16 protein-coding genes and 1 pseudogene are annotated in these 23,700 nt (G+C 35.7%); 12 read left to right on the forward strand and 5 right to left on the reverse strand.

What is annotated here, in order from left to right:
- Window positions 1–38: 38 nt before the first annotated feature.
- On the reverse strand, window positions 39–866 hold the full coding sequence (gene tatC, locus H6W52_RS11865) for a twin-arginine translocase subunit TatC (protein WP_185144415.1): 828 nt from the start codon (window positions 864–866) through the stop codon (window positions 39–41).
- Window positions 867–995: 129 nt separating this feature from the next.
- Complete coding sequence (locus H6W52_RS11870; RefSeq protein ID WP_116098579.1) at window positions 996–1,955, reverse strand: SIS domain-containing protein; 960 nt, start codon at window positions 1,953–1,955, stop codon at window positions 996–998.
- Window positions 1,956–2,114: 159 nt separating this feature from the next.
- Here H6W52_RS11870 and recQ point away from each other — a divergent pair, with 159 nt between their 5' ends.
- The 7 genes from recQ (at window position 2,115) to H6W52_RS11905 (ending at window position 10,767) form a co-directional block, all read left to right on the forward strand.
- A complete protein-coding gene (gene recQ, locus H6W52_RS11875) occupies window positions 2,115–4,319 on the forward strand; it encodes a DNA helicase RecQ (RefSeq protein ID WP_116098542.1) in 2,205 nt (734 codons plus the stop codon).
- Window positions 4,320–4,910: 591 nt separating this feature from the next.
- On the forward strand, window positions 4,911–5,990 hold the full coding sequence (locus tag H6W52_RS11880; RefSeq protein ID WP_116098541.1) for a glycosyltransferase: 1,080 nt from the start codon (window positions 4,911–4,913) through the stop codon (window positions 5,988–5,990).
- Between the two features lie 64 nt (window positions 5,991–6,054).
- Entirely contained in the window at window positions 6,055–6,405 is a 351-nt protein-coding gene (locus H6W52_RS11885; protein ID WP_116098540.1) for a hypothetical protein, read from the forward strand.
- A gap of 223 nt (window positions 6,406–6,628) precedes the next feature.
- Window positions 6,629–8,032, forward strand: coding sequence for a dihydrolipoyl dehydrogenase (gene lpdA / locus H6W52_RS11890; protein WP_087710504.1), 1,404 nt, complete (start codon window positions 6,629–6,631; stop codon window positions 8,030–8,032).
- Window positions 8,033–8,126: 94 nt separating this feature from the next.
- Window positions 8,127–8,993 carry a DUF4476 domain-containing protein gene (locus H6W52_RS11895; RefSeq protein WP_157967249.1) on the forward strand — a complete coding sequence of 289 codons (867 nt, stop codon included), beginning with the start codon at window positions 8,127–8,129 and terminating at the stop codon, window positions 8,991–8,993.
- A 416-nt stretch (window positions 8,994–9,409) separates the two neighbouring features.
- Entirely contained in the window at window positions 9,410–9,895 is a 486-nt protein-coding gene (locus H6W52_RS11900; RefSeq protein ID WP_116098538.1) for a hypothetical protein, read from the forward strand.
- A gap of 47 nt (window positions 9,896–9,942) precedes the next feature.
- Complete coding sequence (locus tag H6W52_RS11905) at window positions 9,943–10,767, forward strand: S1 RNA-binding domain-containing protein (RefSeq protein ID WP_116098537.1); 825 nt, start codon at window positions 9,943–9,945, stop codon at window positions 10,765–10,767.
- Window positions 10,768–10,857: 90 nt separating this feature from the next.
- On the opposite strand, the gene H6W52_RS11910 is transcribed toward H6W52_RS11905, so the two are convergent.
- The gene (locus H6W52_RS11910) at window positions 10,858–14,094 is read right to left on the reverse strand and encodes a T9SS type B sorting domain-containing protein (RefSeq protein ID WP_116098536.1); all 3,237 of its coding nucleotides are present in this window, start codon (window positions 14,092–14,094) and stop codon (window positions 10,858–10,860) included.
- 181 nt (window positions 14,095–14,275) lie between these two features.
- On the opposite strand from H6W52_RS11910, the gene H6W52_RS11915 reads away from it, so the two are divergent.
- The 4 genes from H6W52_RS11915 (at window position 14,276) to H6W52_RS11930 (ending at window position 20,576) form a co-directional block, all read left to right on the forward strand.
- Window positions 14,276–14,869, forward strand: a complete 594-nt coding sequence (locus tag H6W52_RS11915) for a TetR/AcrR family transcriptional regulator (protein WP_185216725.1) — start codon at window positions 14,276–14,278, stop codon at window positions 14,867–14,869.
- A 93-nt stretch (window positions 14,870–14,962) separates the two neighbouring features.
- The gene (locus H6W52_RS11920; RefSeq protein ID WP_185216727.1) at window positions 14,963–16,315 is read left to right on the forward strand and encodes a TolC family protein; all 1,353 of its coding nucleotides are present in this window, start codon (window positions 14,963–14,965) and stop codon (window positions 16,313–16,315) included.
- Window positions 16,316–16,321: 6 nt separating this feature from the next.
- On the forward strand, window positions 16,322–17,383 hold the full coding sequence (locus tag H6W52_RS11925; protein WP_087710491.1) for an efflux RND transporter periplasmic adaptor subunit: 1,062 nt from the start codon (window positions 16,322–16,324) through the stop codon (window positions 17,381–17,383).
- Between the two features lie 7 nt (window positions 17,384–17,390).
- Window positions 17,391–20,576, forward strand: a complete 3,186-nt coding sequence (locus tag H6W52_RS11930) for an efflux RND transporter permease subunit (RefSeq protein ID WP_116098533.1) — start codon at window positions 17,391–17,393, stop codon at window positions 20,574–20,576.
- A gap of 487 nt (window positions 20,577–21,063) precedes the next feature.
- Here the strand turns inward: H6W52_RS11930 and H6W52_RS11935 are convergent, their stop codons facing one another.
- The gene (locus tag H6W52_RS11935) at window positions 21,064–21,510 is read right to left on the reverse strand and encodes a KTSC domain-containing protein (RefSeq protein ID WP_087710487.1); all 447 of its coding nucleotides are present in this window, start codon (window positions 21,508–21,510) and stop codon (window positions 21,064–21,066) included.
- A gap of 201 nt (window positions 21,511–21,711) precedes the next feature.
- Here H6W52_RS11935 and dcm point away from each other — a divergent pair.
- A pseudogene (dcm, locus tag H6W52_RS11940) lies at window positions 21,712–22,955 on the forward strand (DNA (cytosine-5-)-methyltransferase).
- Here the strand turns inward: dcm and H6W52_RS11945 are convergent.
- The gene (locus tag H6W52_RS11945; protein ID WP_116098531.1) at window positions 22,928–23,635 is read right to left on the reverse strand and encodes a PmeII family type II restriction endonuclease; all 708 of its coding nucleotides are present in this window, start codon (window positions 23,633–23,635) and stop codon (window positions 22,928–22,930) included. The pseudogene dcm and the gene H6W52_RS11945 overlap by 28 nt on opposite strands.
- Window positions 23,636–23,700: the final 65 nt, after the last annotated feature.

Consider the following 23,700-nt stretch of genomic DNA (forward strand, 5'->3'; position numbering starts at 1 on the left):
CAGAAAATCTACGGGACTATATTTTGAATGGATAAAAATTATTTCTGAACTGCAGGTAAATTTGCTGCCGCCTTCTGAACTTTCTTATAGGTATACGAACACATGATGATACTGAATTCATACAGTAAAAGCAGTGGGAATGCAGCCATCAACATACTTAAAACGTCTGCCGGAGTGATAATTGCTGCAACAACCATGATTAAAACAATCGCATGACGACGGTATGTTTTCATAAAGGTTGGTGTAAGAATTCCGATGGTGGTAAGGAAATAAATAAGTACCGGAAAAAGGAAAATTACCCCCATTCCTAAAACTACCTGTAAAAACAGAGTTGTATAATCACTTAAATCGTAAAGCGGAATGATAATATCGGAAATTTTGAAAATAACCCCAAAATTAACGGCAAAAGGAAGGATTAAATAATATCCGCATAAAACGCCCGTCATGAATAAAATCCAAACCGAATTGATGATAAAGATTGAATTTTTTCTTTCATTCGGATGAAGAGCGGGACTTATGAATCTCCAAAGTTCCCACACAATATAAGGAAAAGCCAAAACAATTCCTCCAAAAATGGAAACTGCCATCATCACATTAAACTGCTGGTAAAGCTTGCTTGCACGAACCGGAAAATCTTTCGGAAGGTGAATGCTGTCTTCGCCCAAAATCATTTTGGAAAAATGATTCACAATCTCAAAGGTGGCAAAATCATTTCGGGTAGGACCAAAGAAAACGTGATCCATAATCCAGTTGATATTGAAACCGATAATAACTGCAGCAATTATAATAGCGAGAATTGAACGGATGAGATGACCTCTTAGTTCACCAATATGTCCCCAAAAAGACATGTCTTTAGCATCACTCACAGGATAATATTTTTTTAAGATTTCAAATTTAGGAAAAAAGTTTCAGTAAAAAGAGATGTTTCATTTTTTTAAAATGCAGATGCGTGTTTATTATGAAAAAAAATAATTTTTTTCACGTATACATTCTGATTAATTAATTCCTTCATCCAGCAATTTGTGCAGATCGATAATCCCGAAATATTTTCCGTTTTCCGTTACCACAAGCTGTCCGATATTATTATCCTTTAAAATTTTCATGGCTTCCTTAGCCAGAGCGCTTCTTTCGATGGTCTTCGGATGTGCAGACATGATATCTTTAGCCAGAACTTTCGCAATATCATCACCTTTTAAAAGCATTCTTCTCAAATCACCATCGGTAATCACCCCAATAATTTCCTCATTATTCGTTACCACCGTAATTCCGTGTCGGGAACCGCTGATTGAGATGATGACATCTTTTACTGTATCATTTTCAGTAACCTGAGGTTTTTGGGATGATAGGAAATCATCTACTTTTGAAATTAAATTTTTACCCAGACTACCTCCCGGATGAAATTTAGCAAAATCATTTGCCTTAAAATCATTCATTTCCATTAAAGCAATCGCCAAAGCATCTCCCAAAGCCATTTGCAGAGTGGTTGAACTGGTAGGCGCAAGTTTATTCGGACACGCTTCCTTTTCTACATATGTATCTAAAATAATTTCGGAAAATTCAGCAAGTTTGCTGGATTTATTTCCAGTCATTCCTATTAATGCAGAAGAATAGTCTTTCAGATAAGGAACCAGATTCACGATCTCCGGTGAATTTCCGGAATTTGAAATACACAACACAACATCCTGCTTCTGGATAACGCCCAAATCTCCGTGGATGGCTTCCGAAGCGTGTAAAAACTGAGAAGGGGTTCCTGTGGAATTCAGGGTGGCAACAATCTTATTTCCAACATGCGCCGATTTCCCGATTCCCACCACGATAAGCTTTCCCTTGGCAGAATGAATAATTTCTACGGCTTTCGCAAAATCTTCATTGAGTCTGGATTTAAGTTTTTCTAATTCTGAAATTTCTATTTCTAACGTACTTTTTGCGATTGAAATAATGTCGGCTCTTTCCATTTTTACTTTTACAGCGTATACAAAAAATCTCTTAAAAAACGTTATATTTTTAAAAGGATATTTAATATAAATTTTATTTTTTATAAATTCGTTCGCTTTTATTTTAAGCGAAAAATTCATATCTTTGGGTTAGATGCAAATTTAGCAATAGAAAATTAGATGAGCGCAAAAAAAGCCAATTTATCAGGCGAATTGAAAAAATATTTCGGGTTTTCTACTTTCAAGGGACAGCAGGAGCAGATTATAGAAAACCTTTTGAACGGGAAGGATATATTTGTTCTGATGCCTACAGGAGGAGGGAAATCCTTATGTTATCAGCTTCCGGCTCTTATTTCGGAAGGTACGGCAATTGTGGTTTCTCCGCTTATAGCGTTGATGAAAAACCAGGTAGATGCCGTGAACGGGCTTTCATCTGACGATGGAGTAGCACACGTTTTAAATTCATCATTAAACAAAACGCAGACCAAACAGGTTTTCGACGATATTAAAAGTGGTAAAACCAAACTTTTATATGTTGCCCCGGAATCATTAATTAAGGAAGAATATTTGGATTTTCTGAAAGAAGTGAAGATCTCTTTCTTTGCGATTGATGAGGCACACTGTATTTCGGAATGGGGGCACGATTTCAGACCGGAATACCGAAATCTGAAATCCATTATCGATAAAATTGCCGATGTACCGGTAATTGCACTTACCGCAACGGCTACACCAAAAGTTCAGGATGATATCCAGAAAACTTTGGGAATGACGAATGCTCTGGTTTTTAAAGAAAGCTTCAACAGACCGAATCTCTATTATGAAGTACAGCCTAAGGTAAATGTAGACAAGGAAATCGTAAAGTTCATCAGTCAGAATAAAGGGAAATCCGGAATTGTTTACTGTCTGAGCCGAAGAAAAGTTGAAGAATTTGCACAGCTTCTGCAGGTAAATGGTGTAAATGCACTGCCTTATCATGCAGGTCTCGATCAGAAAATAAGGGTAGCCAATCAGGATAAATTTCTGATGGAGGAAGTGGATGTAATTGTGGCAACCATTGCCTTCGGAATGGGAATCGATAAGCCGGATGTGCGTTTTGTAATTCATTACGATTTCCCAAAATCTCTGGAAAGCTATTATCAGGAAACCGGTCGTGCAGGTCGTGACGGAGGAGAAGGTCATTGTCTCGCGTTCTACGATCCTAAAGATATTGAAAAACTGGAGAAATTCCTTGCTCAGAAGCCTGTTTCTGAAAGAGAAATCGGATTACAGCTTCTCAATGAAGTGGTAGGATACGCCGAAACTTCGATGAGCAGAAGACAGTATATTCTATATTATTTTGGAGAAAATTTTGATCCGATCAATGGTGACGGAGCAAAAATGTGCGATAATTCATCGAATCCGCCCAAATTAAAAGATGCAACAGACGATCTTAAAAAAGTTCTGGAGCTTATTAATGATACCGGAGAAAAATTTAAAGCCAAAGATCTGATCTCGGTCATCGCAGGAAAAGAAACTGCGGTTACCAAGTCTTATAAACTGGAACAGACTTCTTATTTCGGTTTTGGAAAAGAAGAAAAAGATAACCACTGGAAAACGATTTTAAGACAGGCAACGGTTCAGAATTTTTTACAGAAAGATATTGAAACCTACGGTGTTTTAAAAATTGCTGAAAAGGGAAGACTGGTTCTTGATGGCAAACTGGAACATTCTTTCTTAATTGCAGAAGACAGAGAGTTTGATTTAACGCAGACAAAAGCAGAAAGCGATCAGGTTCAGATGCAGTCCGGAGGCGGTCTGGATCAGAATTTATTCAACCAGCTTAAAGAGTTAAGAAAAAAAGTTGCCAAAAAACACGGAATTCCGCCATACACGGTATTCATGGATCCGAGTTTGGAAGATATGACGGTTCAGTATCCCATTACGGTGGAAGAAATTACCAAAATCTACGGAGTCGGAGAAGGAAAAGCCAAGAAATACGGTAAAGAATTCGCAGATTTCATTAGTAAATATGTAGAAGACAACAATATCGAGCGAACTCAGGACATGGTTCTTAAGCAGGTGGCAAACAAATCCAGTCACAAAGTTTTCATCATTCAGAGTACCGATAAAAAGATTGATCTTGAAGACATTGCAAGAGCTAAAAATCTTTCGATGGATGAATTGCTCAAGGAAATGGAGCGTATTGTTTATCAGGGAACCAAACTGAATATCGATTATTATATTGAAGATAATTTTGATGAAGATATTGTTGACGGTTTCATGGAATTCATGAATGAGTCTGAAAGCGACAGCATGAAAGTTCTTTTAGATGAATTCGGAGATGAGCTTTCGGATGAAGAGGTGAGAATGTTGAGAATAAAATTCATTAGCGATGTTGCCAACTAAATGAAAGATGTATTAAAATATCTTTTGTATATTATAATTTTCTTGATAGGATGCTATTTCCTTTTACTTCTTTTTGGGGTATTTATAGACTGGTTTCTTCAGGGAAAAAAATAAAAAAGAAGCTCTTCCCACGAGGAGTTTCTTTTTTATTTTAATAAAAAGTACTCATTTAAGTGGTATTCGTAAAGTTTGTCATTCCGTAGGAATCTAAATGTAGTACTAGAAAATTTTATGTTGAGATTCCTACGGAATGACAAACTGAACAAATGAAAAAATTAAATAGAGTTTAATTTCATACTGAAATTATTAATCAGAATGTTTAAACTTAATAGCTATAATCGTCGCAAAGACGCAAAATATTCATTAAATACGGCCTTGTCTTAAGGCGCAAAGATATTTTATCTACGATAAAATTAGGCATCAATTCTTATTGGAAATCTTTGATTTTCTTACGCCTTAAAAGTTTAAGACTAATAAAGATCTTGCGTCTTTGCGTTTTCCAATAAGTATATTTTTATTTATAAAAAAGATTAAATAAACTCTATAGGTTTGGTTTGAAGGTTAAGAAAACTTTTTACTAATTTTACAGTGATGAAAAAGATTTCTGTCATATTTATTCTGCCGGATCTGGAAACCGGAGGCGCGGAAAGAATTATTACCACCATTGCAAATCATCTCTCACGGGATCGTTTTGAGCCTAAGATATTGCTTCTGCGCAAACAGGGAGGTTATCTCAGTATTTTGAAAGATGACGTTGAAATCATTGATGTTAATACGGAAAGAATCAGATATTCCTTAAAACCTATTCTCAGGGAAATTTACCGCAGAAAGCCGGATATTGTATTTTCCGGATTTGGAGAAGTAAACGCTTATCTGTCTTTATTCATCAAAGTTTTTCCCAAGACAAAATTTATTGCAAGAGAAACCAATGTTGTTTCTCAGCACGTTACCAGAAAGGAAATTAAATTTTTCTACAACTTCTATAACAATTATGATACAATCATTGCGCAAAGTGATGATATGAAGCATGATCTGATGCTAAATTTCAAGATTAAACCTTCGAAACTCGTTAAAATAAACAATCCTGTAGATTTTGATTTCATTGATGAAAAAATTAAAATTTCCCATAAACCGGAAAGTTTTAAATACGGCTATAAAAATGTTGTCGCGATCGGAAATTTATCGGCAAGAAAAGGTTTTGATAACTTACTGAAAGTTTTCTCAAGGCTTAAAAACGAAAATATCCTGCTTCATATTTTGGGTGACGGACAGGATCGTGAAATTTTGCATCAAATGAAAGATTTTTTAGGCTTAAAAAATGTGATCTTTCACGGAAGACAGGAAAATCCTTATCAGTTTTTAAAATATGCAGACTTGTTTATTCTTTCATCACGATATGAAGGCTTTCCGAATGTGTTACTCGAAGCCGGAGCTTGCGGAACGTATTCTTTAGCCAATAATTGCCCCGGAGGAATTACCGAAATCATTCAGGATGATACCAATGGAGAAATTGCCAATATTGAAAATTATGAAGATTTTTCGCAAAAGATTATGAAAATTCTTCATGAAAATCATGAAAATGAAGCCATTAAAAATTCTATAAAATCCAGATTTTCCAAGAATATTATTTTAAATCAGTATGAAAAGGTATTGCTGGATCTGATGAAATAACCATCTTGAGTATTCAGCTAATATTTTTTAATTTTGGATTTTTAATTTCAGAAAACAATTACTAATGATTAAAATCCAGAAACTGGGATGCGCCTGCGAAAAACCGACTTCCACCTATACAGAATTCAGAACGTCAGAATTGGGAATCGATCAAACGAATGGAAGATTTGCCGAAGTAAGCATTCAGCAGTGTAAACTTTGCCAGAGAATCTGGATCCGATATTTTGTGGAATATGAAAGTTTTTCCAAATCCGGAAGATGGTACAAAGGAATTGTTTCTAAAAAAGACCGTCCTCAAATTACCCCCGAAAATGCTGTAGAATATCTCGAAAGCCTTGATTGGTATGTTTACGGAGGCTCATATTTTGAAAGCACAGGAGAATTCGGACAGGGGAAACTGAGGTTGGATTTGTAACAGGTTGGAAGTATGAAGCCGGAAGCTGGAAGATCTTACCGGATTTTTAGTTTAGTGAATAAAAAGATTAAATTTAAAAGATATTTGCAATTCTTTAAACTTCCATCTTCCATCCTCAATCATCCCTCTCAAAAATTTGACAAATCTCACTTTCTCACGTGGTAATAAATCGTTAAATTTGTAAGCATAAGAAAGTTAATAATAAACAAATTCATAAAATAACATGAGTCAATTCGATGTTACCGTAATCGGTTCCGGTCCTGGTGGTTATGTTGCTGCAATCCGTGCTGCACAATTAGGTTTCACAACAGCAATTATTGAAAAATATCCAACTTTGGGAGGAACTTGTCTTAACGTGGGATGTATTCCATCAAAAGCGCTTTTAGACAGCTCTGAGCATTTTGAGAACGCAAAACACAATTTTGCAGGTCACGGAATCATTATCAACGAGCCTCAAGCCGACATTGCAAGAATGATCGAACGTAAAAATGAGGTAATCAAACAAAATACAGACGGAATCAGCTATCTGATGAACAAAAACAAAATCACTGTTTTTGAAGGAGTGGGAAGCTTCGAATCCGCTACTCAGATCAAAGTAACAAAAAACGACGGTTCTACAGAAACGATCGAATCCAAATATACCATTATCGCAACAGGTTCTAAACCTTCTTCTTTACCTTTCATCACCTTAGATAAAGAAAGAGTAATTACTTCTACGGAAGCTTTAAATCTTAAAGAAATTCCGAAACATTTAGTCGTAATCGGAGGTGGAGTAATTGGTCTTGAATTAGGTTCTGTTTACCTAAGACTTGGAGCTCAGGTTACTGTGGTAGAGTTTATGGATAAAATTATCCCGACAATGGACGGAGCGCTAAGTAAAGAATTAACGAAAGTTCTTAAAAAGCAGGGAATGAAATTCATGCTTTCTACAGCCGTATCCGCAGTAGAAAGAAACGGAGATACCGTAAAAATTACAGCGAAAGACAAAAAAGGAGAAGAAGTAACAGTAGAAGGAGATTACTGTCTGGTTTCTGTAGGAAGAAAGCCTTACACAGACGGTCTTGGATTGGAAAAAGCTGGTGTTGAGCTTGACGAAAGAGGAAGAGTGAAAGTAAATGACCATTTACAAACTAATGTTGCGAACATTTATGCAATCGGAGACGTGGTGAAGGGAGCAATGCTGGCTCACAAAGCAGAAGAGGAAGGTGTTTTTGTTGCTGAAACTTTAGCAGGACAGAAGCCTCACATCAACTATAATTTAATTCCGGGAGTGGTTTACACATGGCCTGAAGTAGCAGGAGTTGGAAAAACTGAAGAGCAGTTGAAAGAAGAAGGAGTAGCTTATAAAGTAGGTTCTTTCCCGATGAGAGCTTTGGGAAGAAGCCGTGCAAGTGGTGATGTAGATGGTCTGGTAAAAATTATTGCAGACGAAAAAACAGACGAAGTTCTTGGAATGCACATTGTGGGAGCAAGAGCAGCAGATTTAATTGCTGAAGGAGTTATCGCTATGGAATTCCGTGCAAGTGCAGAAGATATCGCAAGAAGTTCTCACGCGCACCCGACGTATGCAGAAGCAATTAAAGAAGCAGCTTTAGACGCTACCGCGAAAAGACCAATTCATATGTAATTGATAAACAATCATATAAATAATAAAGAGAAATCAGATACTGGTTTCTCTTTTTTTTGGCATGAAAGTGGAGCTGGAGATTAAAAAAAGTGTTATGAAAAATATATTTATGAGTGTTTTGTTTCTTGTAGGAAGTTTTTCTTTCGCGCAGGAAGCAGGAAAAGCAGGTGAGCTTTTAAAAAACGAGGCTTCAAAAACAGAAATAGAATCTCCGAACGCAAAAAGAACGGAGAGCAGAAACAGCAATAATTCCGGTTTCAGAAATCAGAACAGAAATAACAATGGATTCAGAGGTAAAAATCCAAATTACCAATGGAATCAGCAGTACGGATATTCAGAAGTTTTCCTGAGAATTCCTGAACAGGGAATGTTCAGTGTGGAACTGGGAGATCAGTTTATTTCCAATAATTCCGGAAGATTCAGATTTTTTGATCTTCCTTCGGGAAGAATTCCTGTTTCAATTTATGAAAACGGTTATTTATTATACAGAACAACTTTGAATGTAAGAAACAACAGCAGATTGGTTCTTGATTTCTTTACCAATGAAGGATTGTTTTTATTAGATTCATATCCTGTTCAGAACCAGTCTTACGGATTTAATGACTGGAATGATGTCTGGAACAATCCCTACGGAAATTCGGGAGGATGGAATGATAACGTAAATTATCCTAATGTGATGGATAATCAGACATTTCAGGGATTTATGGCGATGATGAAGGAAAAGGCTTGGTTTGACGATAAAAAAATGATGTTCATCAGTCAACAGGGAAAACATGCCTTGTTTACCTCGAACCAGATCCGTATTTTGGTAAAAGATTTAAGTTTTGACAAAAATAAAATTTCTCTTGCAAAGTCTATGTTTTCAAAATGTGTAGATAAGCATAAATATTTTCTGGTTTACGATGCCTTCGATTTTGAAAGCAGCAAACGGGAATTGATGGAATTTGTACAAAATTCATAAAAAACAGTTTGAAATTAATATTAATTGATTGTCCGTTTATTAACCTAAAACTTCGACAGGCTCAGCTTGACATCGCTACAAATCAAGCGTTTAGTATTAGAGGTGTCACACTGAGCTTGTCGAAGTGCCTGTTATAAATAATTGATTTTCATATCAGTGCAAAGTAATAGGTTGTTTAACGGATATTCGAAATATTAAACTTGTCAAAACTTTTTTATCGCAAAAGATGCAAAAGATTGTAACACTTTAGCTGTTTAAGTTTAATTCCTAAATTGAAAAAAGAGCACATAAGTTAAAGAAATCAAAGATTTTTTCTCTTTGCAAACTTTTGAAATACTTTAAATAAATCCAATAAAGTCTTTTGTCTCTTTTGCGGTTAAATTTAAAATTGGTTTAAACAGCTTTATTTAAAAAATATGAGAGCATTTTTGTTAACTTTTTTTATTTTTATTTCAGGTTACACTTTTAGTCAGAATATCAAGTCAATCAGTAAAAAGGTTTCGGAAATAAATAGTATTAAAAACATCAAAATTAAAACTGTTCCTTATTCCTATTTTCTGGATAAAAATCAGACTTCAGATAACGGAATTGAGCTGAAAGGATTTTATAAAGATGGAAAACTTAAGAAAATAGAACATTTTGTAGGACTTTCGGCATGGAATATCAGTACACAATATTTTTTTTCAGCAAATGATAAACTGATCTTTGTTTTGACAAAAAAATATCAGATCATTGATGAGAATGGATATATAAAAAATCCTAAATTACTTTCAGAATCAAGATATTATTATACTGATGAAAAACTTGTAAAAGTAACAGGTATTGCTCAAAATCCCGATGTAGAAAACAGTTATTTGAAAGAGTCCAAAACCCTGAGAAGAGATTTGGAAGAATATAAATAGGTTAAAGATTTGATTTTCCTTACCTTTGCAGACTAATTTTATCATACATGCAATTCGGAAAAACTCAGACTTTAAAAATTTCAGATAAAAATAATTCGGGATGGATCTTAACAGACGAATCCGGAGAAAAGGCTTTTCTTCCTAAAATTTTCATTCAGGATGATAAGGAAATTGATGACGAAATTGAAGTTTTTGTATATCAGGATGATGGAAAATTAAAGGCAACCACAGAAATTCCTTTGGCAGAAGTAGGAGAGTTTGCCGTAATGAGCTGTGTTCAGAGCCTTCCAAGTGGAGCTTTTATGGATTGGGGAATTATCAAAGATCTGTTTATTCCTTACAAGCAGCAGAAATCTAAGATCATTGAAGGAAAAAGATATCTTGTCTATATTTATGTTGATGAAGATCTGGAACTGATTACCGGAACCACGAAATTCAAAAGAAATCCTCAATATCAGGATCTGCCTTTCCAGAAAGGAGATAAAGTGGATCTTATTATGATGAATGAAAGTGAGTTGGGTTGGAATGTAGTCATCAACAAAAAGTATATCGGACTGATCTACAATTCGGATGTATTCAAAAAGCTGTATCCGTTGTCTGAAGAATCCGGTTATATCAAAGAGATCCGCGAAGACGGAAAAATTGATGTTTCCCTACAGCCACAAGGTTTTGAAAATATTGATGAATTTAAAAAGAAAATTTTAGACAGACTAGAAGAAAACTATGGTTTGCTTCATCTTTCAGATAAATCAACTCCCGAAGAAATTAAGGACGAAGTTCAGATGAGCAAGAAGAACTTTAAAAAAGCCATCGGAGGATTGTATAAAGATAAAATTATTGATATTCTGGACGATAAAATTCGGTTATTGTAATTGTTTTTGACTCATCAAAAAGTTGTAAAGACAATCAATAAACCTTGTAAAAATAAAAAAACGAGCGGAAAATTTTCCGCTCGTTTTTGTTTAGTCTCTGTTCTTAATCAGAAGCCAGCCTGTATATACTCTGCCGTCTGAAACTTTTATCGTATACCAGTAGTTTCCTGTCGGGACAGGATTTCCGTTGAGTTTTCCGTCCCATTGCAGAGGTTTTTTAGAAATAATCTGCTTGAAAACAGGAAGACCTCTTCTGTCGTAAACGTTCACTTCGGTTCCCGGATAATTTTCCAGTCCTGCAATTTTCCATTGGTCGTTATATCCGTCTGCATTGGGAGTGAATGCATTTGGAATGTTGAATATCGAAAAAGGTTTCTGACCAATGATACAGCCTCCTTTTGTTCTTACATAAACAATATATTCTCCAATATTTAAGTTCGTGAAAATGTTAGAATCCTGCCATGTGAAGTTATCTAAAGAATATTCAAAGCTGCCTGTCGCAGAAAGGATTACTGTTGCGGAATTGTTGCTGATATTTACGGAAACAATTTCCGGCAAAACCGTATAGCTTACCTGAATGTTATCCGTACTCTGACAGCCAAAACTATTCGTTACTGTTACAGAATAATTTCCGGGAGCTGAAACGGTAATTGTCTGAGTAGTGGCTCCGTTGCTCCATAGATAAGATGAAAATCCGCTTCCTGCATCCAGAGTTACTGTTTTTCCTTTACAGAAATCAATTTTCTCAGGAAGGTTAAATATAGGTTTAGGGTTCAATGCTAAATTTAATCGTACAATCTTAAAACATCCGTCCGGTGTGGAAACCTTTACATGGATAACGGTCGCTCCTAAATTTAAAGAGTACGCAGAAGGATTGGTAATTACGTTCCCAAAATCATCCGTATAAGTAAATGTATATCCGGAAGGATTGGCAATAATATTACTTTGATACGACGTTAAATTCACAATCATAGAGTTTCCTGTCGTACTGTTACAGAACGTCGCCGAATAATCATTGGCAGGAACATTATTCGTTGAAAGTGTTACCGTAATTGCCAGTTTTTCAGATTCACAGTTGTTCAGCGTCTGTGTTACGTAGTAAACTGTTCCGTTCACCAGAGGAGTTGTAAGCGGTAAGATATTTCCTGCGGCATCATAAAACTTAAGGGAAGTTCCGGTTACAACTAAACTTGCCAAAGTAGGATTTGCCGAAGCACAAAAATCCTGAACAGCGTTTCCTGTAGGTTTTGGAGTTTCATTCACGGTAACCTGAACAGCGATTTTATCACTTTCGCATCCGTTAATCGTTTGGGAGGCATAATAGGTCTGTCCGTTTACCAGAGCCGTTGTTGAAGGCAAAAGATTTCCGGCTGCATTGTACCATTTGATATTCTGTCCTGTAATCTGAATATTGGCAACCGTTGGATTGGTGCTTTTACAGAAGATTTGCTGAAGATTGGTTGTTACAGGTAATGCCGTTGCTGTTACCGTTACATTTTGGTTTTGTGCCGAAACATTTCCATTTCCGTCATTATAAGTCCAGTGAATCACATAAGTTCCCGGAACAGAATAGGAAAGGGGATCGGTAGTGGTTGCCGTAATAATTCCGACACAATTATCCGTTGCCTTTGGAAAATTGGAAATCGTAGTATGACAGTCTCCTATTATATTAGGAAGATTTGTTACATTAGGAACTGGCGGAGTAATATCACCAACAATTACATGCACAGAAAAACTTCCGTCGCATCCATTATTAGATCCTGTAACCTGACAAGTATATATTCCAGAGTTTGTTGTTGTTGAATTGAGAATTGTAGGATTTTGCTGATTTGAAGTAAATCCATTTGGCCCAGTCCAGTTATAGGTTGTTCCGCCAGTTGCATTCAACTGAATATTTGCACCTAAACAAATGTTCATGCTTGAATTTTGAGGTAAATTATTACATCTTTCTAGTTTTAACAAGTAACCATCATCATTAGTTGTTGATGTGTTTATTGTATTTAAAAAATACTCATTGGCAGAAGGGTCAAAATCACAGTTCCAGTGAAAAGTTCCGACATAATAATAACTGTCATTAAGATTTACTGTTTGATAAACTCTTGCATACGCATTTGGTTTATAGGCATTCGTAGATCCTATTCTGAAAGACGTTTTATATTCTCTATTAGGGTTAAAAGTTATCGAACAGCCTTCTGAATATCCGCTTCCGAATACAATATTATTTACTCCCAAGTCAGGATTGGCATCGAAAGTTTTATCGAAATATCCATTGACATGCAGGTTATTATAATCATCACAACTTAAACCCTCTATAGATAAAGGAAAATGCTGTCCGTTATTTAAATATTTTTTTACATCAAGTAAATTATTGTTAGTATCGAACCACAATAAATAAAGGCTGATATAAGTATTGGAAGGCAATAAATATTGATTACTTGAAGGATCTACGTCAATAGGTAAAAACTGAGCCATCCATTGACCTGAAACAATAAGATTATCATTTTTATCAACAAGAATATCAGAATAACTTTGGTCTTCTTGAATTCCGGACCAAAGCAAAGTCCCGTTAGTGTTGTATCGCTGCAATGTATACCGAGACTGACCATATATATTATTCATCGCAAAATAGACATCATTATTAGAATTTAAAACCAATTTATTTTCGATTCCGTTGGTAACTTTTTTTAGCCATTGAACCTGTAAAGAAGAATTAAATTTAATAATGTACGAAGCCGCTGTAGAGTTTGTATCATTAAAAGCTGTATTTGCAGCTTGTTGAAATACAAGATCATAAAAAGTAAAAGTACTTAGATATACATTTCCGTTGTTATCAACATCTAATGAATTTGGATTTGAGTTTGTTACCTGCGTTTCATTAATAAGGTTTCCATTAAGGTCTAAAGTGGTAATTGTAGCATAGCCATTAATATAATTTCCTTGATAAACAGATTTATTGGTGAGTGCATACACTTTTCCGTTTTTAACCTTCAAATCGTACTCAATATCATTATGTACATTACTTATTTTGTAACTCCACAGATAATTACCATTACTATCCAGTTTAATGATAAAGGTTGTTCCTGATCCTCCTGAACTTATATAATTTGTTGGAATTAAAAGATTTACACCTGGTCCCGGATCTACATCAATTCCACTGAAACTAAGGGTCTTACCTAAAAGATACATATTTCCATTATCATCTTTTTGGACTTTTGAAATATGATCAGCATAGTCTGTATAGCTTCTGAATTGTTTTACCCAAGAAAAGTTCTGAGAAAACAAAAATCCACAGCAGAAAACTTTGCATAGAAACAATATTTTTCGCATTGGTTACTAATTTTTCGGCAAATATATTAAAATCCGCTATTTCAAAAAGATTAATAAAACGCAATCTCAGAATAAGATTTAAAATATGATGCAAATCATACAAAATTGTTTAATAATTTTGTTTAACAATTTTGTCAAAAATAAAATTTGATTTACATTTGCACAAATTTGTTTAACAAAAATGTTAAATCAAGCAAAAAAAGACCAAACACAGGAATTAATTAAAGACACAGCAAAGAATTTATTCTTTGTGAAAGGTAAGTTTGACGCTACTACTCAGGAGATTGCAGATGAAGCCGGTGTCAACAGAACGCTTATCAACTATTACTTCCGCTCAAGAGATAACCTCATCCAGATTATTTTTGATGAAGCTCAGAAAGTGGAAAAAGAAAAATCTGAAATTATCATGAATTCTGATCTTCCTCTGAAAGAAAAGATCAGCCAGTTCATAGAAGGAAGTTTATCTACAAGTCTTCAGTATCCTTATCTGGAAACCTACATCGTTTCGCAGATCAACAAAGGAAACTGTCATAAAAAAGATATTGAAAAAGATGAACTTGATCGCTTGTACAGAGATATAGAAGCCGAAATGGAATTAGGAAATATTGAAAAAATGAAACCCATACAGTTTGTTTTAAATATGGTTTCGCTTTTGGTTTTTCCGAGTGCAGTAAGACCTCTTTTTATGGAAAATTTAATGATCAGCGATAAAGAGTTTGATAAAATTATTTCCGAAAGAAAAGAAATCATATTAAATATGTTATTCAAAAACTAAAAAAGAGTTAAAGTATTTTAAGAATTCATTCGTCATTCGGAATAATATCATTTACCAGAATAATTACATTAAAAAAAATAAACGAAGTATAATATTATGAAAAAACGTGTAACTGCAAACAAGCTAAAAGTAGGAATAGCGGCTGCATTTATAATGTTCGGTTTTTCATGGGTGTCTGCACAGCAACAGGTTTCCTTACAGGAAGCCATTAAACAGGCACTTCAGAATAAAGCGGAAGCCAAAAAGGCAGCTTTACAGATCAAAAAAGCCGAATATAAGATTGATGAGGCAAAAGCAGGAGCTTTACCACAGATTTCCGCAACAGCAGGTCTTACCTACAATCCCATCATTCAGGAGTCCCTTCTTGAGTTTGGAGGAGAAAAAATCAGAGCACAGTTCGGTCAGCCGTGGAACTCTACCGCTTCGGTACAGCTTCAGCAGGCAATTTTCGATCAGAGAGTTTTCACCGGACTGAAAGCGGCAAAATCTACCAGAGAATTTTATGTGCTTAATGCACAGCTTACCAACGAACAGATCATTGAAAATGTAGCATCCGCTTATTATCAGGTTTTTGTTCAGGAAGAAAATCTTAAAACCGTAGAAGCAAGCTATGCGAATACGGAAAAAGTAAGAAATGTAATTAAAAGTTTGGTAGATAACGGTTTGGCAAAATCCATTGATCTGGACAGAACCAATGTTCAGCTTACCAACATCGGATCAAACAAACAGACATTAATTAATTCTGTGCAGCTTGCTAAAAACGCACTGAAGTTCTACATGGGGGTTCCGATTGAATCTGATATTGAACTGGAAGAAAAAACAATTGAACCAAAACCGGAACTGGTTTCAGGAAATTTAAACCTTGACAACCGTACCGAAATCAAAGTTTTAAACAAAAACAGAGAACTTTTAGTGTTCAATAAAAAAGCGACAGAAGCATATCTTTACCCTACAGTAAGTCTGGTTGCCAATTACGGTTGGGGTGCAAACGGAGCAAAATTTCCATTAACCAACGGACTTAAAAATGGTGTGCTTTGGAGCGATTACTCTGCAATTGGATTAAATATTAATATCCCGATTTTTACCGGAGGAGCTACAAAAGCAAAGATCAATCAGGCAGAAATCGATATTCAGGATCTTGATCTGGATATACAGAATACACAGTTAAGCCTTAATTTAGATTATAAAAATGCCATTACCAACATAGAAAATGCTTTAATTAATATTGAAAGCATGAAAGACAACGTAGGATTGGCAGAAAGAGTTCAGAAAAATACACAATCCAACTACCAGTACGGTTTAGCAACACTTACAGAAGTTCTGGATGCAGAAAATGCTTTAACGCAGGCAAAACAGAATTACGCTAATGCTTTGTTGGATTACAAACAGGCTGAAATCAAGCTAATTAAAGCAAAAGGAGAATTAAATACACTACAAAACCCGTAATAAACTATGAAAAAAACTTTAATATATATCATCGTAGCAGCCGTACTGGTTGGTTTGGCAGCTTACAAGATTGCCGGAAATAAAGAAAAGCAGACGCAGGAAGTAAAAGAAGTTGCAAAGCAGGTAGATAAGATCAATGTAAACGTGGTAACGGTTTCCAGAGAAAATATTGATACAGATTACAGTGCAAACGGAACATTTATCCCGAAGCAGGAAATGAACCAGTCTTCTGAAATTTCAGGACGCGTGGTAAGCGTTTTGGTAAAAGAAGGCTCAAGAGTGGGAGCAGGACAGGTTTTGGCAACCATTAAAAGAGATGCCATTGAAGTAGATGTTACTCAGGCTCAGAACAATTTACAGAATGCGATTGCAGACAACCAGCGTTATGAAAATGCCTTCAAAACAGGAGGTGTTACCAAACAGCAGCTTGATAATTCAAGATTACAGCTTAAAAATGCTCAGGCTGCGCTAAGAGCTCAAGGCGTAAAAGTAAACGATACAAGCATTCGTGCAGGAATCAGCGGCACCATCAATAAAAAAATGGTAGAGCCGGGAATGGTGGTTGCTCCGGGGACAGGACTTTTCGAAATCGTAAACATCAACAGCTTAAAACTTTCAGTTTTGGTTGATGAAAGCCAGATCGGGAAAATTCAGTTAGGACAGGAAGTTCCGATTAAAGTAAACGTTCTACCCGAAGATTCATTTGTGGGAAGAATTACATTTATTGCCCCTAAAAGTGATGCTTCTTTAAATTTCCCTGTTGAAATTGAAGTTCAGAACAGAGGAAACCTGAAAGCCGGGATGTATGCAACAGCAACATTTAAAACAAACAATGGCGCAGAAACACAGAATATGTTAACGGTTCCTGCGGAAGCATTTGTAAACGGAGTAAGTTCCGGACAATTATTTGTTGTACAGAATGGCGTTGCAAAACTCATCAAAGTAACCGTTGGAAAAGTATATGGCGATAAAGTTCAGGTTTTAAGCGGACTGAATGGCGGAGAACAAGTGGTTACCAGCGGACAGATCAATCTGGATAACGGATCTAAAGTAAATATCGTAAAGTAGAAGATTTATGAAGTTAGCAGAAATATCGATTAAAAGACCATCGTTGGTAATCGTACTGTTTACGATTCTTACGTTGGGAGGTATCCTGAGTTATACACTCATGGGATACGAATTGATTCCGAAGTTTGAAACCAATATGGTAACCATTTCTACGGTGTATCCGGGAGCTTCACCCGCAGAGGTGGAAACATCCGTTACCCGAAAAATTGAAGATGCCGTTGGTTCTTTGGAAAACGTGAAGAAAGTAGAATCTTCTTCCTACGAAAGTTTATCCGTGATTATGGTTCAGTTGAATGACGGAGCCGATGTAGATTATGCATTGAATGATGCCCAGAGAAAGGTAAACGCCATTCTTGCAGACCTTCCGGATGATGTGGATGCACCGTCTCTAAACAAATTCTCTCTGGATGATTTACCGATCATCACGATGAGTATTTCTTCAGACAAATTAAACAATAAGGAGCTCTATGATCTTTTAGATAAAAAAATTGAGCCGATTTTCTCCCGTGTAAACGGTGTTGCTCAGGTTGATCTTGTAGGTGGACAGGAAAGAGAAATTCAGGTAAATCTTGATGAGAAAAAACTGCAGGGTTACGGACTTTCCATCGGAGATGTTCAACAGGCAATTCTCTCTTCAAACTTAGATTTCCCGACAGGTAGTCTGAAAACCAGAACCTCAAAATCTACCATCAGATTATCCGGAAAGTATAAGTCTGTAGCAGAAATGAACAATCTTGTGGTTTCCAATAAAAACGGAGCACAGGTTCGTTTGTCTGATATTGCTACGGTTTTCGATTCTCAGAAAGATGTGGAGAAAGTAGCGAGATTCAACCAGTTTCCTACGATCTTAATGCAGGTTAAAAAACAATCTGATGCCAATGCGGTTGCGGTATCTGAAAGTGTTGAGAAAACCATTGAAACCGTTCAGGAAGCGTACAAAGTTCAGGGTGTAAAGGTGAAAGTGGTAAACAATACTACAGACTTTACCCTTGAATCTGCCAACCACGTAATTTTCGACTTATTCTTAGCGATTATTTTGGTAGCAATTGTAATGTTACTATTCCTTCACAGCATCAGAAACGCATTCATTGTAATGGTTTCCATTCCTGCTTCATTGGTGGCAACATTCATCGGAATGAACTTAATGGGATATACGCTGAATTTGATGAGTTTACTGGGACTTTCCTTAGTGGTAGGTATTCTTGTGGATGACGCGATCGTTGTATTGGAAAATATTTACCGTCACATGGAGATGGGGAAAAGCAAAATCAGGGCAGCCTACGACGGAGCTTCGGAGATCGGGTTTACCGTTGCAGCGATTACTTTGGTAATTGTGGTGGTATTCTTACCGATTGCGATGAGTTCAGGTTTGGTAGCGAACATTCTGGCTCAGTTCTGCGTCACGGTGGTTATTGCGACATTGCTTTCATTGGTCGCATCATTTACCATCATTCCGTGGCTTTCTTCAAGATTTGGTAAGCTTGAGCATTTAACAGGGAAAAACTGGTTCGAAAAATTCATCCTTTGGTTTGAAGGTTTAATTGATAAATTCACACACTGGATCACAGGAATTCTTGAATGGTGTTTAAAAACCACATTAAGAAGAATTTCCACAGTCGTGATTACTTTCATCGTGTTGATTTCTTCATTCATGTTAGTAGCATTCGGATTTATCGGAGGAGAATTTTTCCCGCCGATCGACAGAGGGCAGTTCCTTGTTCAGATGGAATTACCGAAAGATGCAACCGTTGAAAAAACCAATCAGCTTACGTTAGATGTTGAGCGATTTTTAAGAAATGATAAAGATGTTGTAGATTTAATTACAACAGTAGGACAGCAGTCAACAGGTTTTGGTGGAGCTCAGGCGACAACTTATCAGTCGGAAGTTCAGGTAAATTTAACAGATAAATCCGAGCGTTCTGAAAGCACCAACATCAAAGCTGCAAAAATAAAAAGAGCTTTAGAAGAGAAATTTACAGGAGTAGAATTCAAAACTGCCCCAATAGGAATCATGGGTGCTGAAAATGCACCGATCGAAATGGTGGTAACCGCTCCGGATAATGCAACAGCCGTAAAAGAAGCAACAAGAATCTTAGAATTGCTGAAAAAAGTTCCGGGAGCAGTAGATGCGGAATTATCTACCGATTCAGGAAATCCTGAAGTTCAGGTAAATATCGACAGAGATAAGATGGCTTCTTTAGGTTTGAATCTTTCCAGTGTAGGACAGACAATGCAGACGGCATTCAACGGAAATACAGACGGGAAATTCAGAGCAGGAGAGTACGAGTACGACATCAATATCCGTTTCGGAGATGCGAACAGACAGTCTATTGATGATGTTAAAAACTTAATGTTTACAAATCCTCAGGGACAGCAGGTACGTCTTAGTCAGTTTGCTGAGGTTAAAATGGGATCAGGACCGAGTTTGCTTGAGCGTAGAGATAAATCACCTTCTGTAAAAGTAAGAGCTAAAGCAGTAGGTAGACCTGTAGGAGACGTTGCCAACGAATGGGCAAAACAGTTCATGGACAGCAAGAGCAAACCTGTAGGAGTAGATTACATCTGGAGTGGAGATATGGAAAACCAGCAGGAAGGTTTCGGTACGTTGGGAATCGCTTTATTGGCGGCTATTGTATTGGTTTACCTTGTAATGGTTTCATTGTATGACAGTTTTGTGTATCCTTTCGTGGTATTATTCTCAATTCCTCTGGCGATGATCGGGGTAATGGTAATTCTTGCCTTAACAGCAAATTCACTGAATATCTTTACGATGTTAGGGATGATTATGTTGATTGGTCTGGTTGCGAAGAATGCGATTTTGATCGTTGACTTTGCCAATGCCAGAAAAGCAGCAGGATCTAATACACACGACGCTTTGGTACAGGCGAATCATGCCCGTCTTCGTCCGATCCTTATGACAACGATTGCGATGATCTTCGGGATGTTGCCGATCGCATTGGCAACAGGAGCAGGAGCGGAGATGAACAAAGGTTTGGCATGGGTAGTTATCGGTGGTTTAACATCGTCTCTATTCCTTACCTTAATTATTGTACCGGTAGTTTACTCTTTATTTGATTCAATTCTTAGAAGAATGGGTAAACATGAAAAAGTAGATTATGAAGCTGAAATGAAAGCCGATTATGAGCACAGAGAACTAAGTGAAGACGGTTTTACGCCAAAACATTTAGACTAATATAACACCTTAATTAACCGAAAACCGTATCAGCAATGATGCGGTTTTTTTATGTCATTGCGAACAGACTGAAGACCTGCAAACGTAGTTCTGAAGCGACGACGCAATCTTAAAAAAGAAAAGAAATATGATTGCTCATTTGCTGAGTAAAACGCCTTTTCGACCGAAAAGTATGTTCAATAATTTAAAAAAGACTAGCGACCCTTTTGCGTTAAAATTAAAGTTTAATCAAAAGTTTATTTAAACTAATTTTAAATGTAACCGCAAAAGAGACAAAAGACTTTGTTGAGTTTATTTAAAGTATTTCAAAAGTCTACAAAGAGAAAAATCTTTGATTCTTTAACTTATGTGCTCTTTTTACATTTAAGTATTAAACTTAATAACTAAAGTGTTGCAATCTTTTGCGGTAAAAAAAGTTTAGACAAGTTTCAAATAAAAAAAGCTTCCAAAATTAATTGAAAGCTCTTATTTATTTGTAAATAGGGGATTATTCCGCCATTGCCTCACCGGCTTTTCTGTACACAAAACTTCCGTAAATATGTCTTCTTGCAAAACGGCTCGGAGAATCGGAATTCACCATTTTGATGTAGGTATTTTTCGGAACTCCAAGATATTCGTACATATTTCCGTTCAGGTGCTGTACTTTAAGAACCGATTTTTCCAGATAAAAATCCTGAATATTAGATTTCGTAATGGTTTCGGTATATTCTTCTTTGTATTTTTCCTGCGTTTCCGGATTGATGCTTACCAGAAAATGATAGGCTTCAATCACAGATTTGCTTTTTTCTTCTGCTTCCTGCTTTCCCGCCTCATCATTGATGAATTTATCAGGATGGGTATCTTTCATCGTATTCCTGTAGATGGTTTTTAATTCCTTCAGTGTTACATTTTTATCAACTTCGAGAAGCTTTCTGTATTCGCCTAATTTTTTCATAATGGATGATCCTTATTTCGGGGTGCAAAATTAAGGTTTTTAATTGAGAAAGTGTAAGTTTTTGATTATTAATTTGTTTTGTTTGAAAGATCTATATAAAGTGAATATCGCTTTAATTTATAATTTTTTTTCTTAAAAATCATTATTGTGCGCAAAGAAAATTTAAAATAAATTTGTAACCAATGTCTAATGTTGTCCAATATGGTTATTAAAGAATATTACACAATATCCGAAGCCGCAGAAATTTTAAATAAAAGTACAAAAACACTAAGAAGATGGGATGATGAGGGAAAGTTGGTTGCTGTGAGAGAGCCAATGAGTAATTATAGGGTTTATCACAGAAATGATATAGAAAACTTATTTCCAGATTTTTTAATTGATAATAATAAATCAACAGATAACTATGCTAAAGCTGAAAATGAATATAAAGTTTTAGAGTTGTTTGCAGGAGCAGGCGGTTTAGCAATTGGTTTAGAAAAAGCAGGTTTAAAATGCGAAGCATTAAATGAAATCGATAAATTTGCCTGTCAGACTTTAAGAAAGAACAGACCACATTGGACAGTTCTGGAAGGTGATATTAAAAACTTTAGCTTTACACAATATAACGGAAAAATAGATGTTGTAACCGGAGGTTTTCCTTGTCAGGCATTTAGTTATGCAGGTAAAAGATTAGGTTTGGAAGATGCAAGAGGAACTCTTTTTTATGAATTTGCAAGAGCTGTTCAGGAAGTTAACCCTCCAATTTGTATAGGTGAAAATGTGAAAGGGCTTCTAAGTCATGATGGTGGAAATACTTTAAGAGGTATGATTTCAATCTTAGATGAGATAGGTTATAATGTAGTTCCTGTAGAAGTTTTAAGAGCTATAGATTTCAAGGTTCCGCAAAAAAGAGAAAGATTAATTTTAGTAGGTATCAGAAAAGATATAAATATTAATTTTAGCTATCCTCAAGCCTATTCTAAAATATATAATTTGAAGGATGCTTTAAAAAAAGGTGAATTATTCGATGTGATGTTCCTGTTTCACATGGAGCAACATATCCTAAAAGTAAAAAAGATGTATTGGATTTAGTCCCTCCAAAAGGTTATTGGAGAGATTTGCCTCTTGAAATCCAGAAAGAATATATGGGCGGAAGTTTTTATTTAGGAGGAGGAAAAACAGGAATGGCAAGAAGAATAGGATGGGATGAGCCTAGCTTAACACTCACTTGCAGTCCGGCGCAAAAGCAAACTGAAAGATGCCATCCTGATGAAACACGACCTTTTACGGTGCGTGAATATGCGAGAATTCAAACTTTTCCAGATGATTGGGATTTTGCAGGTTCTATGGCTCAGCAATATAAACAAATAGGAAATGCAGTTCCTGTTAATTTGGCTAAAGAGGTTGGATATTCGATTATTAAATTTTTAAATTCCTATTATAATTCTTTAAAATTAAAAAGTTGAGAACTAGCGATTTCTTCGGCTAGTTTTTCAACACCCTCATTTATTAAATTTTGAGTGTCAATATTTTCAATAAGTAAATGCAGTTCCTCAACAAGACCATCATAGAATTTTGGAAAGCCAGTTACTCTATGCCAAAAATCTTTACCTATAACAACAGGGTGAGTCTTGTCGATAACCTTATAATGCATACTTAATTCGCTTTGTTCACCGTATAGTACACCAACAATAAAATCTGTATTATTTACATTAGTGAATGCTCTATTGGTTCTGGCTAAATTTATTGTATCTGTAAATTTTTTTATTAATGGTTTTACATCTTCTGAATTAATTGTATTTGGTCCTGATTTTAATTGGCACCATTTTCTACGATTATCAATTTTATCAATAAATTCGATATCCATTCCCTTAATTAATGAGCCTTCTGCAATTTGTAAATCTACAAACATATTTTGTATCCTTGTTCCAAAAGAAGTATTTATTGACGTTCCCAAAACTCTGGGATAAAATAATGCTTTAGCAACACCAATTGATGTGTAACTATTTTCTAAAACCTTTGATAAATATTTAACAACAATAGGATTTATATTATAGCTCTTTAATTTTGAATGTGTATTTAAAGAGGCTTTGATATGATTATCAAAAATATAAACTTTAAAATATTCTACAATTTGGATATGCAAATAAAAATTCCAGTATAAGTTAAGCTACATTTTGATAAATTTTGTTTTGATTGTTAAACTCTTCA

The organism is Chryseobacterium sp. C2(2020) (genome assembly GCF_014218915.1).
Lineage (GTDB): Bacteria > Bacteroidota > Bacteroidia > Flavobacteriales > Weeksellaceae > Chryseobacterium > Chryseobacterium mucoviscidosis.

What these genes read in the sequence shown, in the direction of transcription:
- H6W52_RS11910 (WP_116098536.1), bottom strand. Translation starts at nt 14,094, where the DNA reads ATGCGAAAAATATTGTTTCTATGCAAAGTTTTCTGCTGTGGATTTTTG.
- recQ (WP_116098542.1), top strand. Translation starts at nt 2,115, where the DNA reads ATGAGCGCAAAAAAAGCCAATTTATCAGGCGAATTGAAAAAATATTTC.
- H6W52_RS11870 (WP_116098579.1), bottom strand. Translation starts at nt 1,955, where the DNA reads ATGGAAAGAGCCGACATTATTTCAATCGCAAAAAGTACGTTAGAAATA.
- H6W52_RS11930 (WP_116098533.1), top strand. Translation starts at nt 17,391, where the DNA reads ATGAAGTTAGCAGAAATATCGATTAAAAGACCATCGTTGGTAATCGTA.
- H6W52_RS11900 (WP_116098538.1), top strand. Translation starts at nt 9,410, where the DNA reads ATGAGAGCATTTTTGTTAACTTTTTTTATTTTTATTTCAGGTTACACT.
- H6W52_RS11885 (WP_116098540.1), top strand. Translation starts at nt 6,055, where the DNA reads ATGATTAAAATCCAGAAACTGGGATGCGCCTGCGAAAAACCGACTTCC.
- H6W52_RS11925 (WP_087710491.1), top strand. Translation starts at nt 16,322, where the DNA reads ATGAAAAAAACTTTAATATATATCATCGTAGCAGCCGTACTGGTTGGT.
- H6W52_RS11935 (WP_087710487.1), bottom strand. Translation starts at nt 21,510, where the DNA reads ATGAAAAAATTAGGCGAATACAGAAAGCTTCTCGAAGTTGATAAAAAT.
- H6W52_RS11905 (WP_116098537.1), top strand. Translation starts at nt 9,943, where the DNA reads ATGCAATTCGGAAAAACTCAGACTTTAAAAATTTCAGATAAAAATAAT.
- lpdA (WP_087710504.1), top strand. Translation starts at nt 6,629, where the DNA reads ATGAGTCAATTCGATGTTACCGTAATCGGTTCCGGTCCTGGTGGTTAT.
- H6W52_RS11895 (WP_157967249.1), top strand. Translation starts at nt 8,127, where the DNA reads ATGAAAAATATATTTATGAGTGTTTTGTTTCTTGTAGGAAGTTTTTCT.
- H6W52_RS11880 (WP_116098541.1), top strand. Translation starts at nt 4,911, where the DNA reads ATGAAAAAGATTTCTGTCATATTTATTCTGCCGGATCTGGAAACCGGA.
- H6W52_RS11915 (WP_185216725.1), top strand. Translation starts at nt 14,276, where the DNA reads ATGTTAAATCAAGCAAAAAAAGACCAAACACAGGAATTAATTAAAGAC.